The sequence below is a fragment of the Xenorhabdus taiwanensis genome, from assembly GCF_036512875.1.
Lineage (GTDB): Bacteria > Pseudomonadota > Gammaproteobacteria > Enterobacterales > Enterobacteriaceae > Xenorhabdus > Xenorhabdus taiwanensis.
In genome coordinates this window covers 2,009,262-2,027,428 of record NZ_AP028978.1, presented here as the reverse complement: position 1 = coordinate 2,027,428, position 18,167 = coordinate 2,009,262, and the positions used below count along the sequence as shown (strand labels likewise).

3 protein-coding genes are annotated in these 18,167 nt (G+C 48.7%); all 3 read right to left on the bottom strand.

The genetic code is table 11. The features are described from left to right. Nucleotides 1–7 precede the first annotated feature (7 nt). Genes ACE1SE_RS09110 through ACE1SE_RS09100 form a run of 3 tightly spaced genes read right to left on the bottom strand, consistent with a single transcriptional unit; the run spans nucleotide 8 to nucleotide 18,155 of the window. Nucleotides 8–5,038, bottom strand: coding sequence for a beta-ketoacyl synthase N-terminal-like domain-containing protein (locus ACE1SE_RS09110; RefSeq protein WP_374050613.1), 5,031 nt, complete (start codon nucleotides 5,036–5,038; stop codon nucleotides 8–10). Then, nucleotides 5,035–11,616, bottom strand: coding sequence for an AMP-binding protein (locus tag ACE1SE_RS09105; RefSeq protein ID WP_374050612.1), 6,582 nt, complete (start codon nucleotides 11,614–11,616; stop codon nucleotides 5,035–5,037). Before ACE1SE_RS09105 ends, ACE1SE_RS09110 begins: the two co-directional genes overlap by 4 nt. An 11-nt stretch (nucleotides 11,617–11,627) precedes the next feature. After that, the gene (locus tag ACE1SE_RS09100; RefSeq protein WP_374050611.1) at nucleotides 11,628–18,155 is read right to left on the bottom strand and encodes a non-ribosomal peptide synthetase; all 6,528 of its coding nucleotides are present in this window, start codon (nucleotides 18,153–18,155) and stop codon (nucleotides 11,628–11,630) included. Nucleotides 18,156–18,167: the final 12 nt, after the last annotated feature.

Below are 18,167 nucleotides of genomic sequence, written 5' to 3'. Positions count from 1 at the left end.
TCACTCCCTAAAAATTAAACTCTGAATCAATATTTTGATCGTTCACCTGAGCGAACGACTCCGGCGCATATCCATCATTAAGGTTCTTCAGCAGCGCCTGAATTTCCTCTTCGGGATTAGCAATAACTTCATCCATTAATTCAAAAAAATAGCCAAATATCACTCTGGCTGTCTCTTCGCTGAACATCTGCCTGCGAAACTGTATCAAACAATAAAAAACATCTTTTGTTTCAGATACTTCAAGTTCAAGATCAAATTTAGCTGCCTCTGACGTCAGTTCAAGCCGGGAAAAATCACTTTCATCTTGAGTATCCGCACCGCTCAGGCTCAACGGTAAATAGTTGAACACGACGTCAAACAGGGGATGTTTACCCTGACGGTTCTGCATCTGGTATTCAGTACTGAGATCATCCAGCAGAGTACTCATCGGATAAGTTTGGTAAGGTACGCTTTCAGTCCATTGGGCATCTAGTTGCAGCAGATAATCCGCCACAGGCGAATCGGCCTCCGGTTCAACTTTCAAAGCCAGCATATTGACAAAATAACCAACCAGTTCCAGCTCTTCCGGCTGCATACGTCCAGTTACCGGAATCCCCAACAGGAAAGTATCGGCACGGGCAATTTTTGCTATCAGAACACCCAATAGGCCAAGGAAAAAGGTAGAGACAGGCAAACCAAGATCATCACATAACTGCCTGATTTCGGCACTGGTCTGCAGGGTAAGAGCCTGTTTCAGCGTCAGCCCCTGCTCTCTTTGCGTATCGGTATGCCAGTTATATCCTTCCTTCATCGGTAACGATAATGGCGCAGGCAGAGGTAACAGATTGGCAAGCCAATAAGCCTTTTCTTTGCGTGTTCTTTCTTCGTTGGCAGATTCCTGCCGGAAACGTCTGTAAGCCGCGAAACTGTACTGCGGTGCCGGTAATGACATACCTCGCAACAGGTGCTGAAAATCGTCAACCAATATTCCCAGAGAAATGGCATCACAAACAATGTGATGTACCACGATCAGTACCTGATGGTATGGATAAGATACTGAAGCGGTGAGCATCATCGCCCGGACAGGTAAATCAGTATGCAGGTCGAAAGGCTGATTAGCGAATTGCTCCAGACGAACCGCATTCTCTTCCCTTTTCTCGCTTGCTTCAGATACCCACAATCTGACTTCGGCTGTGCGCTGAGGCAGCATCATCAGATTAGCGCCCTCACGCTGAAACAGACATTTAAGCACAGGATGCCTGTTAGCGAGCTGTTCCAGTGCTTCCGCAATCGCAGCTGTGCTGATCGAAGCGGGACAGCGGAAAGCCGTTGGCATGTTATAACTGCCATCGGAAAATGTGATTTGGTGGATATACAGTAAGTCCTGATCGGCACTGGCAACAATAGGTGCATCCGGCTCAACAGAAGGCAGCACTGGCATAGAATTCTGCTGTTCGCTGAGAAATTGCCGTTCAATTTCGAGAATGGTGGGCTGGGCGAAGAAGTCCTGAATCGCAATCCGTTTGCCGGTTTTTTTATACACTTTTTCTGCCATGACGATAGTTTTTAAACTATCGCCGCCCAACGCCATAAATTTATCCTCAATACCGATGCCATCAATACCGAGGATCTGGCTCCATATGTCGGCAATTTCCTGCTGCATCTTGTTGGTCGGCGGCTGAAACGTAGTATGCAGGGTTTCAGGTCTGGGTTTCAGCCGAATCCCGACTGGCTTCGGAGCATCAACGCTGCTGGCTGCACGTCTTCCTCCCCAGCTGTATAACCGTTCCATAAACTGACCGGCGGAGAAGATTTTCTGATCCGCATTGTCATATTCACGCAGGCTGCGTTCAAACAGCACGGGGAATTCAATGCCGGAAAAAGCAACTTCATTACCCCCAAAACCCTGAATTTCTTTCGTAGCATCAGTGGCTTGTTCAAAATGTACTGTTTCCCAATTGACGACAACCCAACGTGTATTCGGTGAATGCGTTTTTTGTAAAAATAAATTTTGTTTCTGCGCCCAACCATCCAGAAACAGATTGGCAGTCGCATAGGGAGCATGCGCGATGCCGCCGAAAAATACCGACATAGAAGAAGTGACAAAGCAATATTCAACCGGAATATGTACAAAAACGCTGGCAAGTACCGCCGCAACCTGAGCTTTAGGCTTAAGTTGTGTGCTGTAATGTTCAGCATTGAGCTGGACCAGTGGAGAGAACGAATCGCCGTCCGTTACCCCTGCCGTGTGAATGACGGCATAAATATCCCCCAGATCATGACGAATGGATGTAAACAGCGCAAGCGCATCTTCCTCATTTTCCAGCGCATATGAGAAAATTTCCACTGCAGCCGCGCCAGATTCTAACAGCTCATTTCGTAAATCCTGCATGGCTGCCGTTTCTACGGACTGGCGGCTGATCAATGCCAGTTTCCCCTGAAAACGCCGGGCAATCACCATTGCCATCGCTCTGGCCATTCTTCCGCCAGCACCGGTGATCACATAGGTTTTACCCATAAAATAAGCATCATCCGCGACTTCATTTTCCTCCGTATCAGGGCAGCGAAAATCCTCAACAAACAGACCATCACGATTCAGTTTCAGCGGACCATGTACGGGGGTTTGCAATAAACGCGACAATGTCATTGATACCCTACTCACATTTAGATCCTGCAAACTTAAGAATGTGCATGTAATACCCGGTATTTCCTGTGGCAGTACCAGAGCCAGAGATTTAAGTGCAGCCTCTGTTAAAACCGATTCAACAGAATATCCGTCACCGACAGATACTATCAGATAGATATGTACAGAACTGAACGCAGAGAAATCATTCTCTGCTAGCGCTTTGCCTAATTCTGACAGTGTTTGCAATGAATCGGCTGCGAAAGAGAAGCCATCTACCGGAAACATCAGCGATAACACTAAAGATGGTTTTTTTGTTAAATCATTAGGTTGTAAGTTATTCGATAGCCCAGCGAGTGCATTGCGGACTGCACGCGAACAAGCCATATTCAGGCGAAGCACCTCAATCTGGCTGCTATCCGCTGGAGTATTTGCCGGTAACGCCAGATGCTGATCAATCAGTAATCGTGAATAAGGTATTCCTTCTGTTTCTTTTGGTAACCCCGACGCTTTTGGCAGACGGACTGCTTTCCCGAATGGCAACAACAATCCCGGCATATTTTTGGACAGATGATTGCTTTCAGTCGTGGTAATCACGCTAGCAATCTGTGCCCAGTTTTTGTCCGTAATATGCCCGGTTCCATGCTCTTCACGAAGAAACGCATAACCGGGAACATCCGTCAGCGGCTGACCATAGAAAGAAGGAAAAAGCCATTCCGCCGGTTCTTTTACCTGATTGGATATCCACTGGCTGATATCCACCACTATTTCAGCGTGTTTATCTGGCGGCACAGTGCTCTGCTGTAAAAACTGTGGGATTAGCGCCAGTTCATCATGCTCCTCCTGCGACAGATAAACCTTAATCTGCTGCATTAAGGAAAATTTTGATGCAGCCACGAACATCACCCGGCACGGAAAATTCCGCCGTTTACTCAGCGTGTGGGACAATGCGGTGAGATCCAGATCAGTCTGTTGCACTAACCAATGAGAGTGAGATTCCAGTTGTTGTACCAGCGCAGCACGGTTTTTCGCAGAAAATGGGAAAAATTTAGTCTGTGTAATGTCAGGAACGGAAGCCACTGAAGCAGAAATATACTGTTGCAGCACTATATGCGCATTCGTTCCCCCAATACCAAAACTGCTGACACCGCCGACTCTGGGTTTCCCTTGTTCAGATAACCACGGTTCAGCCCGTGTATTGATATAAAACGGGGATTGCTCAAATCCCAGCAACGAGTTAGGCGAGTGGAAATGCAGTGTCGGCGGGATCACGCCATATCGGATTGCCATCACTGTCTTGATAAATCCGGCAATCCCTGCGGCAGAATCCAGATGCCCAATATTTGTTTTGACCGAACCCAGTGCGCATTGATTTATTGATATTGATGGATTTACTGGTATCGATTGGGAAACAGACTCAGCAGCAGAGCTAAAAATTTCCTGCAATGCCATAAATTCTATACTGTCTCCCAATGAAGTCGCCGTGCCGTGACACTCAATAAAACCCAGATCTGCTGCATCCACTTCTGCCATCTGCAAAGCGGTACGAATCACATCCGTCTGCCCTTTGACACTGGGCGCGGTATAACCGACTTTACGGGCACCATCATTGTTAATCGCGGAACCTTTCAGGATCGCCCAAATCGGGTCATTATCCGCAATCGCATCTCCGGCACGCCGTAATACCACTGCCCCCAAACCACTGCCGAACACACTGCCGGTCGCCTCAGCATCAAAAGCTCGAGTTTTGCCATCTTTTGAGAACAGCATACCGTCCTGATATAGATGCCCGTTTTGTTGTGGCAGTAACAGACTCGCCCCACCGGCAACCGCAAAATCACATTCACCACTTAACAGGCTCTGTACCGCCTGATGCACACTGACCAAGCTGGTGGAACAAGCAGTCTGGAGGGTAAAGCTGGGGCCTTGCAGACCCAGTTTCCACGAAATCAGGGTACTCATCGCATCTTTGTTGGCTAACTGAGAGGCAAGGAAATCGCCCACATTTTCCGTCTGTTCAGACAACATTGCCTGCATTGTCCACGATACTGTACTGCGTGCGCCCAGAAATAACCCGATATTGCGCCCGCGCTTATCCGGATCAACACCGGCATTTTCCAGTGCATGCCAGACACACTGCATCATCAGGCGGGTTTGCGGATCTAACAGCGCGGCCTCTGCTTGACTATACTCAAAAAAATCAGCATCAAAATAATCGGCATCCTCCAGCACGCCATTGACCGGAACAAAATCTTTATTGCGTATCTTTCTGCTGTCATGTCCGAACTGTAGCAACTCATCTTCGGTAAAACGGGAGATACTATCCACGCCCATCAGCAGGTTGCGCCAGAACGCGGTGCAGTTTTCTGCCCCCGGAAACCGGCCTGACAAACCAATAACCGCGATATCCAAATCTTCTCTTATTACTGTATTCATGATCTGCCTTGTTCCAAGTTGTTAAAATCATCAGCCGATAACCGCTGAATAAATTCAGAATGACTGCCGTTCCGGTGATGGATAGAAACCTGCCCTTGCAGTTGCTGCCTCAGTTCATCAATGTCTGCGCTGTTTGCATCATCAGAAAAGAACATCGCAATGGGAACAAAAGTGAGTGGCTGCGCCAGCATCCGTGTATGGAATGTCTTGTTTTCGAGGATCTGGTGCTGCAACCAATACTGATGCCACTCCTGATAGAGCGCCGGAGATATCTGCCGTAATGTTTCAGCATCGGTGTCAGCATTTATGTCGATCCCCTCTCCGGCGGCGTGGTGAATTTCACCGCAGAAATCTATAAATTCCGCATACAGTGCATGATCATCAAACTGGCTGGTTTTGAGGTTAGGGTCGAAGAAAATTAACTTTTCTATGTGTGATGGTAAGTTAGGTGATAGTAATTCGGATAAAAATTTCTTATGCTCTAATAATGCTGCCAGCATTTCCGCACCAAGAGAATATCCCCCCAGCCATAAGGGGCGCGGTGATGATGACAAATTGTCTGTCTGTAATTTCATGGCGTTAAGTAACGCGGATTTAAACGCTGGTGCTGACAGATTTTCAACAGCCGCAGACTGTAGAGTCAGAACCGAGACAGTTACCCGACCAGTTAAATTATTTGCCAGCGCCTGTATTTCCACCAGACTGCCTAGCGCGGGTGGTAACAGCAGCAATTTCGGCAAAGCCGGATTGTTCTCATTCAGGTATTTTTCGCGGAAGATTGCCTCATCATTGCCATTCAGACGTGCTTTAATCAACGCCCACTGCTCGCCTATCGTGGCATTACGGAACACATCAATCGGGCTGAATATCACCTCAAACACCTTTTCCAGTTGACCTGCCAGATGTACGGCACTTAATGATGAGCCCGATATCAGGAAGAAATCTGAATTGCGGGTCAATGTGCCTTTATAGCCCAGACATTTTCTCCAGCATTTCATTAGATTTTGTAATATCTTATCGGTGATAAGCACCGGATCTTGTTGATCTTGTTGCTCATGTTCAAACCACTGCCGGAACAGCTGCACTATCCGTTGCCTATCCATCTTGCCTATTTCTGTACGGGGCAGGATTTCTACCGGAAAGATAGCCGAAGGTAGATGAGAACGCGGGTAATGACGAGCCAGATATTGCTGTAATCCTGACCGGATATGCGCGTTTCCTTCAACCGCCAATACCAGACAAGCTTCCGGAGTGCCAGCAAACGCCACGGCAGCACCCGCCGCAAGGATCCCAGGATACTGTCTGGCCCGGTTCTCCAGTTCCCCCAGACCAATAAAATTGCCACGTACTTTGCAACTGTCATCCATGCGCCCTTTGAGATAAAACAGGCCATTTTTATCCACCATTGCCAGATCGCCGGTACGGAAGAAAGCTCCCTGTTCATCCTGACCAAATTTTTGGGCTGTCAGTTCAGGATCATTCAGATAGCCGTGCTGTGCAAACCCGCCATAGATCACCAGTTCGCCCCACTGCCCGGCTCTGAGAGGTGCGCCATGTTGATTAACCACACCGAAAGCAACATGCGTCAAAGGTTCACCAATAGACAGCGCGGTATCGGGTGGCAGTTCAGCGCAATTCACCATGGAAACCGCGATACAGGTTTCTGTCGGGCCATAACTGTTCCAGATCTGAGTCCGGTCAATTAACTGATCAATATCGCCACGGGTAAGGAAGTCTCCGCCACTGATACAGATTCTGGGTAAAGGCGATAAATCCGTCATCCGATTCCAGACGGAGAACAAAGCCGGAGCCGCAGAGATCACATCCGGTCGGTAACGGTTCAGAAATGCTTTCGCTTTCCGCTCATCCAATAAACTGTAGCGATCCGCAATCACACAGGTGCCATGCAGTGCCCAGGCCAGCAAGATCTCTTCAAGATAACCGTCAAAACTGGGGGAAAATTGCTGAACAACCCTCAGACTTTGTTGTGTTAATGACGGTTCGGTGGCAGGTTTTAATGCCAGCCGGTTAATCAGCGAATCAATATACTGCGCAGCAATATCCGTACTGACGCAGATACCTTTCGGTCGCCCTGATGTGCCTGAGCTATACAATATCCAGCCAATCGCATTGTCATCGCGGGATTTCACGCTGTGGAAATGATGCCAGTTCGGTGTTGTGACACTGATTTCGCGATGTATGTCTGAATCTAAATTCAGTACCCAATCAGGTTCTGCATGACGGATAACTTCATTAATACGTTCTTGCGGTGTTCCTGTTTCCAGCGCCAGATAAGTTGTACGGGTCAGAAAACAGGCTGCTAAAAATGCCTGCATCCGGCTGCCCGTGTGCCCGATAATCAACGCCCGCCGGATAGTACTGTGGTTCAGCATTTGAGCATAAACTGCGGTTAATTCTGCAAACGTTTGCCAGCTGATGGTGCTGTCCCCCTCAATCACAGCAGGGCGCTCCCCTAATGTCTGAAATGCAGTCAGCAGCAGGGTATCAATAGGCACAACGGGCGTACTGCGCTGTGCAGGCTGGAACGCTTTCCGTTTTCCGTTCTCCGGTTCAATCAGGTCATGCACCTGCAACACAGCGGGGTTATGGTGCAGAATTCGTTGAAGAATCATCTGATAACCGGTGATAAGAGCCGCAATTTGTGTTTCCATGAAGACATCAGAATGGAATTCCATAACCAGCCGATAACCCTGTGCTGTATGGACAACTGAAAGTGTGATCGCTTCTCCGGCTGGCTCCAGTACATTATCCTTGTCGGATATTTCATCCCACTCTTTGGAAAAATCCGCTGCAATATCAATATAGTTATAGGAAACATTCTGGAGTGGATTACTGCCGAACATTCTCGGATCACGGTTCAGCAACGCAAAGGTTTCTTCAACGGGGAAAAACAGGTGTTCGGTACTCTGCCACTGCTCATCCGCCAGCTTCCTGACAAACTGCTCGAAATGTTCGCCGGATTGATCCAGCCGGAATGCACAGGGAGATAAAGAGACAAACATCCCGACCGTCCCCAGCATGGGTTCAGGACGTAACGCATTTGCAACGGAAATAGAAAACCGGTTACTGCGCCCTTCACGTGCCACCGTTAGCCCCCATACAGACAGAAAAAATATGGCAGGCGTGATATTAAGTGACTGACAAAGCTGTTTTATTTCCGCCTCATTCTCACTGGGCAACGCCCAGTCTGTGTACTTTATCTGCCCGCCTATCTCAATAGCCATCTGTCTGGACGGATCGGAGAATGGATCAAACTCCAGCCCTTCCATGTAATTCTTCCAGAACGTTTCGGCCTGAATCCAGACAGGGTGTTGACGGGCATTGACCTGCGCCATCGCATAGCGCCGGTAATTCAGCTCGACCGGAGCCAGCGACACATCAGCCAATAACTGCACAAATTCATGCTGGAGAATTTCCAGAGAAGGTTTATCCGTCAGGATGTGGTGGATTTGTAACTGCAAGCAGGCCTGTTCTGTCTCTGCGTCCTGTATAAAGCCCCTCAGCAGAGGACCTTCATGCAAATCGAATACCTGCATCTGCCTATTTGACCACTGGATCTGATCATCTGTCAGAATCAGGTCAACGGATAGCGAGGGTAATGTTTCAGCGTAGGGAATCCCTTCATTGTCAATGCGGTATCGGGTACGCAGAATATCGTGACGATCCACCAACATCTGCAAAGCTCTTTTGACGGCTTCACGCTTGCTTTTGCCGGTTTCAGCATCAGAAGTGGCAAATATTTCGGGCGGTAACAGAATGTTCAGCGGCACAATATTAATGAGCAAATCAGGATACAGGCGGTATTGCGCATACAGCCGGGCTTCCTGCGTCGATAATGGCCCTCGTCCATTCGGTGACAGCGGAGGGGCGGCGTCTAGCAAGCTCAAAAAATCTTCCGGAACCGCTTTCTGATCAGAAGAACTCTGTGCATCAATCAGTTCCGCCAGTTTTTCAATGGTGTCATGCTGAAAAAACGTCGGTAAAGAAACACTCTGGCTACCGAACTTTTGCTGAACGTCCGCCAACATTTTTACCGCTCTCAGCGAATGCCCGCCCAGCGAAAAGAAACTTTTATTGACCGATAATTCTTCAGCATCGCGCTCTAAATGCCGTTCCCAGCAGGCCGATAGCCATTTTTGTGTTTCTCCGACAGGTCGGGAATCCTCTCCGATGGCCTCTTTTTTCAGCTGCAGCTTTAATGCCTGACGATCCAATTTGCCGGTGCGGGTCAGCGGTAATGCGGAAACCCGCGTTATCTGGCTCGGCACCATATAAACCGGTATCCGGCTCAACAAGGTTTCCCGGATATCCTGTTCTGTATTCTGATCACCATCCATCGGGACAATAAATGCCGCCAGATGAGCATGTCCCCGTTTGTCTTCAACACCAATAACTGCCGCTTCGGAAACCATCGGTAAATCCAGTACCTGTCTTTCAATTGCGTCCAGTTCAATCCGGAAGCCATTCACTTTTAACTGACGATCCCGCCTGCCCAGAATTTCCAGTTCTCCCTGCGTATTCCAGCAGCATAAATCGCCACTGCGATAATATCGTCCTGACAGCCATCCGTTATTCAGGCTGATAAACGCTTTTTCCGTGAGATCCGGTCGGTTGAAATACCCCGAACCCACCCCGATACCGCCGATCAGTAACTCTCCCGCCACACCGATGGGACAAGGCAGCAACGTATCAGGGAACACGACGGCACACTGGCATCCGCCGAAGGGTTTACCGATAGTGATTTTCTGCCCATTGTGTTCAATCTCGGAATAGGTCGTTAAAACGCCGGTTTCGCTGGGGCCGTAAACATTAAAGAGCTGATAATTGTTCTTCTTAAACGTTCGCAAACTTTCACCACCGAAATAAAGCTGGTGGAGTGTGAGAATATCCCCTTGTTCCATAATGTCTTCGGCAAATACCGTAGTTGTGAACAGCGCATCAATCCGGTTTTCCCGCAAAAACGCGGCACACTTCTTCGCATCCATACGGGCTTCTTCCGGCACCATAACCAGCACCTGATCCCGCGTTAAAACCTGCACACATTCCAGCCCAAAATAATCAAAGATGTGATTGGATACAGAGGCAAGGCGGCGGGACGTTGGATGGGAATTCGCAGAACCGCTCAAAAAATACATTTCGGTACTGAGATTAAGTAATGCTTGATGCGTATTGATACAGCCTTTCGGTTTTCCTTCACTGCCTGACGTCATCACAATAAACAGAGGGTCATCGGGGCTGACAGATTCTCCCTTAAGCAACAGTTCTGCCAGTAATGGTTTCTCTGTTACCGAGGATACTGAAAACGATGGCTGCATCGGAGTAACAGACAGGTAATCAGGCAGAATAACCACCTGACAACCGTGCCGGTGGAATAAATCCGCCCACTGGCCTGAATGTGCTTGTACCGTGTTTTGTAACAGCACTGTTCGGGTGCAATGCAGTGCGATCACATCCAGTAACTGCTGTTCCGGCATACTGTCTGATTGCAGGCAGAAAGGCTTGCCAATGCGGATACAGGCCATTGCCGCCAATGTGGTTTCCACGCCTTTAGCACCCACAATCAGGATGCAATCCCCCAATGAATCCCAGTGAGGAAACTGAGGTAACGTCAGCAAATTCTCCGTATAGTACGCGAGCTGGATAAAATTAACCGTCCTATCGCCCACTTCCATAAATACTGAGTCTGCCCTGTCACAGATCGACGCCGTTATCGCCTGAGCAACATTCTGATATTGCAATGTCTGTTTTTGTGAAACCGACAATTGTGAAATTGACAGTTGCAAAGCCGGCGCGGATAAAGCCTGCAGCCTATCCTGCTCCGGTTGTGGTATCCGGTTCATTGATGTCAGTGATACCGCAGGTTCAAAGACCATACTACTCAACAGACAGACCATCCGTTCCATAAATAACGCAATCAGTTCCGGTGCTGTTTTTTGCGGATCAAAGCGGACATGCAGTACGGATTTTTTCGCCTCGGACTGTAACCAAATCGCCAATACTTCAGACCCAGAATCCATAAACGGTGGCAGTGTTTCCGAATAACCCACCAGAATTTCCGGCAATGGCGGCATTATGGAAGATACGGTTTGTGGTGGCAGATCCGATACCAGTGCTGAAATCTGTTTCCAGCGGTTCAGCTCTTCACCGAACAGACGTTTTACGGGTTGTTCCAACGCCGTTTCCGTCAGATGCCACTTCATCGGAATCCGATAGCTGCCCGCGACTGAACGAGTCTTTCCCGCGATATCATTTTCGCCAATAATCCACGTCAGGCAGCCTTCCGGTTCATGGCAATGCAGAAAAGCAAGATAGTTGACCGCAGCGGAAAACAGGGACAGGCGATGTAACGGCGAAGCCGCTGCCATAGTAAAAAGCCGGTTATTCAGCGTTTCCGGCAGGGTCAACGAGGTGATGGCAAACTCGGTATCGGTTTCCTGCATCGATTGAGTTAGCACAAAAAAAGGACATCCCTGATATTCGGTGTCCGACTGTTGGCTAACATACGCTTTTATTGCTTGTTTTCTGACGTTTAGCGCAATGGGATCATTAATGAACATGTTTTCGTGCCTCACTTATTCAGGGCATTCTGCAAAATTGAGCTAAACAAGGCTCCCCACCTTTCCACTTTCTGGGTTGCCCTGAATGAAAATGCCTCCAGATGCACATCAAAACCCGCTGGATGCTCTGCAATCTCACAGGTCAAATCCCAGTGTGATTGTCCATATGAAATATGGGCGGTTTCGAGTTGATGGCAGGAAATACCGCAGATACAGCCGTCAAATCCTGCTTTCTGGAAGTAGCCGAAAAACGTCGTCGGCATTAATGCCTGACTGTGTAGCGCGGGATAGCGGCTCTGTAGCTCTTCAGCATCAAACAGATAATGACGACAGGCTTCACGCACTTCTTGGCTTACGGTGATAAAATCTTTTTGAGCATTTTTCTCATCATCTGCCTTACCATATAGCGTTACCCGCACAGGAAGTACTGCCATCAGGGGCGCAATCACGGCCTGTTGTTCCAGCCTGTCACGACCATGAAAGATAGTGGAAATAAGCTGTTCTGAGTTGGTTGGGATAACAGGCGCGGCCGAATGTTCCAGATAAGATTTCAGGCGTAAAAACACTGTCATAAAGAATTCAGGCACACTGATCCTGAAATGTGACGTGAACGCTTCAATCTGAGCTTTTTTCTCAGCATTCACCGTTATCAGACAGGAGCCCGTAACCGCCTCTTTGCTGTCGTCAGGACAGAAAGCCAGTTGCCAGCCCTGTAACTTTGTATACCAGAATTCAGCATGTTGTTGGCGCAGCGTGGTAAATTCACTACCGTAGAACAAGGCGGAATAGGCTGCCAGACTCACATTTGTATCGACGGGTTCGGTGTTATCTGTAGTAGCCAGTTCATCAAGAATACACATCAGACCGGAACCATCAATACAGGCGTGGGAGAAATCCAGCAGTAACATCGGGTTTGGTTCCGCAACCAGCCATCGACCACGGACATTCATTCCGTCTTCCAGTGAAAACGGCCGGATAAAGTCACGTAAATCCTCTTCCAGCGTTCCGAGACTCTGGCGTTTTTCCAGTCGTAATATAAACCGCTTGGCAGGCTGTAGATACAGTTCATTATCCACCAGCATAAATTGCGCACTTAATCCCGTATGTCGGGAAAGTACCGACTGCAATAAGTTACGTAATAGTTTCAGATCAGGCTCAGCATCAAACGACAGAGCAATAAAACTGTTGTTACTCAAATCCTGTGGTTTAAGTTTCAGCGCCTTATAGATCGACTTTTGTGATGGCAAAGCGCGGATTAATCCGGCGGCAGACGGTTCAGATAAGGATATTTGTGCTAAATAAGCAGTGTCAGCGTTACTCCGGGTGACGTCAATCAATTCTGCCTGCGAAGCAAGATCCAGATGACTGACGATCGAACTCAGCAGCAATCCAACGCCAAATTCCTGTTTTATCCGCATCATCAGCGTAACAGCCAGTAATGAATGACCCCCTGCTTCGAAAAAGTGAGACTGGCGGCCTAATGTATTCACAGCTAATAATTCGCGCCATAACTGCGCCAGCCTGATTTCTGTTTCAGTGCGGGGAGGCTCGATATCTTCCGGCTGCATGATGGCAATATCCGTAGGTGCAGGCAACGCCCGACGATCCAATTTACCATTGGCACTGAGCGGAAGTTCCGCCAACCCTATAATATGAGAGGGGATCATAAATGCCGGTAAACAGGTTTGGATATGCTGTTTCACCGCCATTGCAGAGGTATCGATGAAATCAGGGTCGGTAGCTGTGACATAAGCCACCAGACGGGCATCACCGGGAATATCTTCCCGCATCATAACAACGCACGCTTTGACACTCTCATGAGACAGTAGCGCCGCCTCGATTTCCCCTGCTTCAATGCGCAGGCCACGTAATTTAATCTGAAAATCATTGCGCCCCAGATATTCGATATCGCCGTTCGGCAAATAGCGCGCTAAATCACCGGTACGATACATAATCTGACCCGCTTCCGGGCTGAAAGGGTCACGGATAAATTTTTCTGCGGTCAGTTCTGCTTGATTCAGATAACCACGCGCCACGCCAATACCGGCAATATGCAATTCACCCGCGACACCCACCGCCGTTGGCTGCATATAATTATCCAGAATATAGAGCCGGATATTATCAATCGGTTTGCCTATCGGGATCACACTTTTTTCGTTCAGATTCTCCGCACTGCCTTCCCGCAGACTGCAATTCCATGCCGTCACATCAATAGCGGCTTCCGTCGGCCCATACAGATTATGTAATGCCACACCAGAAAGCTGTTGGTGAAAACGCAACACACTATGAGCCGGTAGCGCCTCACCGCTGCAAAATACCTGTCTGAGAGAGGCTGCAACGTCTGGCTGGGCATGTTGCAGAAATACCGCCAGCATTGACGGAACAAAGTGCAGGGTTGTGATATTGCGCTGACAAATCAGGGTGCTTAAATAGAGGGGATCTTTATGGCCTTCCGGTTCGGCAATCACCAGACGGGCGCCATACATCAACGGCCAGAAAAACTCCCAGACAGAGACATCAAAACTGAACGGCGTTTTTTGTAGTACCGCATCATCGGCACTCAATGAATAAGTTTTCTGCATCCACACCAAACGATTCACAACGCCACGGTGTTCATTCATGACCCCTTTCGGTCTGCCGGTCGAACCTGATGTGTAGATCACATAGGCCAGATGAGATGATGTCAGGCCAATTTTTGCTGGCGGTAAATTATCCCGGCTTAACGCAGACCACTCAGCACCATCTTGATTTATGTTAATCACACGGGCGGCTGTATTTTCCGCATAATCCGCCAACAAGGTACTTATTGCCGGTGAAATTCCTGTCTGGGATAACACCGCCCAGGGGGCCGCATCATGCAGCATATAACCGAGCCTTTCCCGTGGATAATCAGGATCTAGCGGCACATAAGCGCCCCCTGCTTTCAGGATCGCCAATAAAGCCACCACCATTTCTATACTGCGCTCCATGCAGAGCCCCACCAGCGTATCCGGCCCGATTTTCAACTCATCCCGCAGATAGTGCGCCAGCTGGTTGGCTCTTTGATTGAGCTGGTCATAACTCAATACCTGATCAGAAAATTCCAGCGCGATGGCCTCCGGTATGCGCTGAACTTGTGCCTCAATCAAGGTGTGAAGACAGGTATAGTGGGGAAAATCAGCGTGTGTTTTGTTCCATTCGTTGACTATTTTGTCCCTTTCCTGTGCTGGCAGGATATTCAGACGACCGATTTTCTGTTCAGGCGTATTTGCCAGCGCCGAGGTCATTTCCTCCAGAGCGGTATGCAGGTAAGCACAAATCAGTTCAGGATCTATTCCCTGCTCAACCTGCGCATTAATCACAAAATCCTGACCAAAATCATCAACATTGACTGCAATGGGGTAATTTGTCCGCTCCATAATGCCGGAGTAACGCATTCCTGCCACGGCGGAAGGATTCAGTGCCTGAAAGGGTTCTGCTGATGGGATATTACGCACTTCGCTGTGACGATAATTGAGCAGTGAGGTGAACAGTGGCGTTGCTCCCATCATTTGTACTGATTTTTGCGCCTGAGCCAGTGAAGCCTGTTCATACCTGACCAGTTTCGTCAAGAGATCCTGTGTTTCCCACAGGCATTCCAGTACCGGTTGGTTACGCAGGTTGATACGCAGCGGCAGCGTATTGATAAACTGCCCCATCGCATTGGTCGCTAGCTCTCCCGCAAACAGACGCCCCAGTAACACCGTACCAAACACTACGTCATCCTGTCCGGTTAGGCAGGCAATCACCTTAGCCCACGCCAGATGAAAAACCGCCGCGACGCTGACCCCGTGCATTCTGGCCTGCTGACGTACCTGCTCCCCCAGTTTCGCCGGCAAAGAGTGCCAGAATTCGGCAATGACCGCCTCGCCACCTAAATAACGGTTGATGCCAAAAGGAGGTGGCGCAGGCTCATAGCCCTCTAATAAGGTATCGAAAAAAGCTTTTTGCCCTTCGGTATGGGCTGCATGGAAGAGTTCGACCATGGTCTGCCTGAATGATTGCGGGGCAATTTTATCCGGTGGCAGAGGAATTAACGGGGATGCGGATAACAGCGCTTCTATTTCCTGCTGCATCTTTTCGATAGTGGTATGATCTACCGTCATATGATGAAGCAGATGCAGCAATATCCATTCGTTCTGCTGGTTATCAAAGAAATAAAGGCACCGCTGCAAAGGCGCTTTGGTCATATCAACATGTTCGGTAGCGGGGTTACAGTAGCGTTTCAATGCCGTTTGCAGGTCTTCACCCTCTGCCACAAATTTCAGTTTCTCCTCGACATTTTCAACCCACAATTCAGCGTTCCGCCAGACCACCTGTACCGGCTGAGAAAGTCCTTCATAATGAATACTGACACGGAGCGCATCATAACGGGCAATGATGTGGCGCAGTGCATCAAGATAGGAATGCAGTAAATCCGCATCACGGAAGCGGGTAACCTGCCACAGGATATAGGGATCAGCCGCCGGATTTGTCAGCGAAAAATAGAGCATTCCCTGCTGCAATGAGCCAAGCGGATAAATATCTTTGATATTGTCAGCACCGCTGGGGATCACCGCAGATAACCGCCCAATTTCCTCCTCACTCAGCGATACCCACGGAACTGACGTTTCTGTTCCGGCAATTTCCGGCAATACAGTTTCCTGCCCTGCGATCTTCTGCAATTGTTCCGCCAGTTCTGACAGAACCGGATACTGATATAGCGTATGGGCATCGACGATTAATCCACGATGACGCAACTCCAGCATCATTTTCGCCACCAACAGAGAATGCCCGCCCAGTTGCAGAAAATGTGAATGACGCCCGATTTTTTTAATGCACAGTAAATCACTCCACACCTCTACCAGTGTCTGTTCCAGCGGGTTAGCCGCTGGCGCTATATCCGGCTGGAAGAGTTCATCGGCTGAAATGACCGGAAATGCTCTGCGATCAATTTTTCCACTGGCTGATAACGGGAAACTCACCACAATAACGATAGCCGTTGGGCACATATAATCCGGCAGTGTCTCGCGGGTAAACTGCAAAATGCTCTCTTTTACCCGTTCCTGAGACAGACGTTGTAAGGCGCGTTCAGAAACAATGATAAAACCAATCAGGTGCTTTTCTGCTGCGCCTTCTCCCTGAACAATAACCACGGCATCTTTGACAAGAGCGTGTATCATCAGTTGTGCCTCAACTTCTCCCAGTTCAACCCGATACCCGCGTATCTTGACCTGAAAATCAATCCGCCCAAGGAGTTCCAACTGACCATCCGCCCGCCACTGTGCCAGATCACCTGTTCGGTAGAGGCGCTTGTTCTGGTTATCAACCACAATATTGATAAACTGGGCTACCGTTTCTTCCGGTCGTCGGTGATAACCCGTAGCTAACGCCATACCTGCCACACACAGTTCACCCGCTGAACCATCAGCAACAAGGCGATTTTCATCATCCAGCAGATAGATTTCGGTATTATCGATGGGGCGCCCGATAGTCGGCAACACCGACCACTGATCGGCATTTCCGTTCAGAGTATGGGCGGTGACAACATGGGTTTCTGATGGACCATATTGGTTGTGCAAACGGCAGTGGGATAATGTTTTGAAAAATTGCCGGATAGCGGCGGTAATCACCAACTTTTCCCCTGCCGTTATCACATCACGGAGGCTTTCCGGATAATAGTCTGTCGCTACAGCGGCGGAAGCCAGACTGTTTAATGCCACATAAGGCAGAAATAGCCGCTCAATGCGCTGTTCAGATAAAAATGACAACAACGCCAGCGGTTCTCGCCGTAATTGATTGGAGATCAGTACCAACTCTCCGCCACAGCATAGTGTGGAAAATATTTCCTGAAAAGAGACATCAAAACTTAACGGCGAAAATTGTAATGTCTTTTGACTGATTTGATTTCCGCCTGCTTCTTTATCAATAAGCGTCTCTTGTTGAGTTTTGTTCTGCCAGATCAGTAAATTCACCAGCGCCCTGTGCGGCATACAGACGCCTTTAGGTTTTCCGGTTGAGCCAGAGGTATAGATAAGATAAGCGAGGCTGTCCGCTGTACTGCTTGGGACTAAATTCTGATTGCTGTTTTCTTCATGTTTGGAAAAAGAAAAGTCGGCCTGATCCAGATTGATATATTCCACTGTAGCGGGCAGAGAATGGATAAACTCACCACGGGTAATGACGGTAGAGACCCCTGAATCATGCAGAATATAGGCCTGACGTTCCGCAGGATAACTAAGATCAACCGGCACATAAGCCGCTCCTGCTTTTAACACCCCAAGAACAGCCACAATCATTTCGATACTGCGATCCAGATAAATACCGACCGCAGAAATTTCATCACCGGAATGCTGACCCGAAAAATAGTGGCTACGGAGATAATGCGCCAGCCTGTTTGCCCGCCGGTTAAGCTCCGCATAAGTTAACGTCAGCTCTCCGAACCGCACGGCAATAGCCTCCGGCGTTTGTAACACCTGCTGTTCAACCAATTGGTGAACAAGATATTTATGGCACGTCGATAACAACGACTTATTTGGCATAACTCGCTTCCT

Excerpts from the sequence above, each read along its gene's own strand:
- ACE1SE_RS09100 (WP_374050611.1), bottom strand. The coding sequence starts at position 18,155 with ATGCCAAATAAGTCGTTGTTATCGACGTGCCATAAATATCTTGTTCAC.
- ACE1SE_RS09105 (WP_374050612.1), bottom strand. The coding sequence starts at position 11,616 with ATGTTCATTAATGATCCCATTGCGCTAAACGTCAGAAAACAAGCAATA.
- ACE1SE_RS09110 (WP_374050613.1), bottom strand. The coding sequence starts at position 5,038 with ATGAATACAGTAATAAGAGAAGATTTGGATATCGCGGTTATTGGTTTG.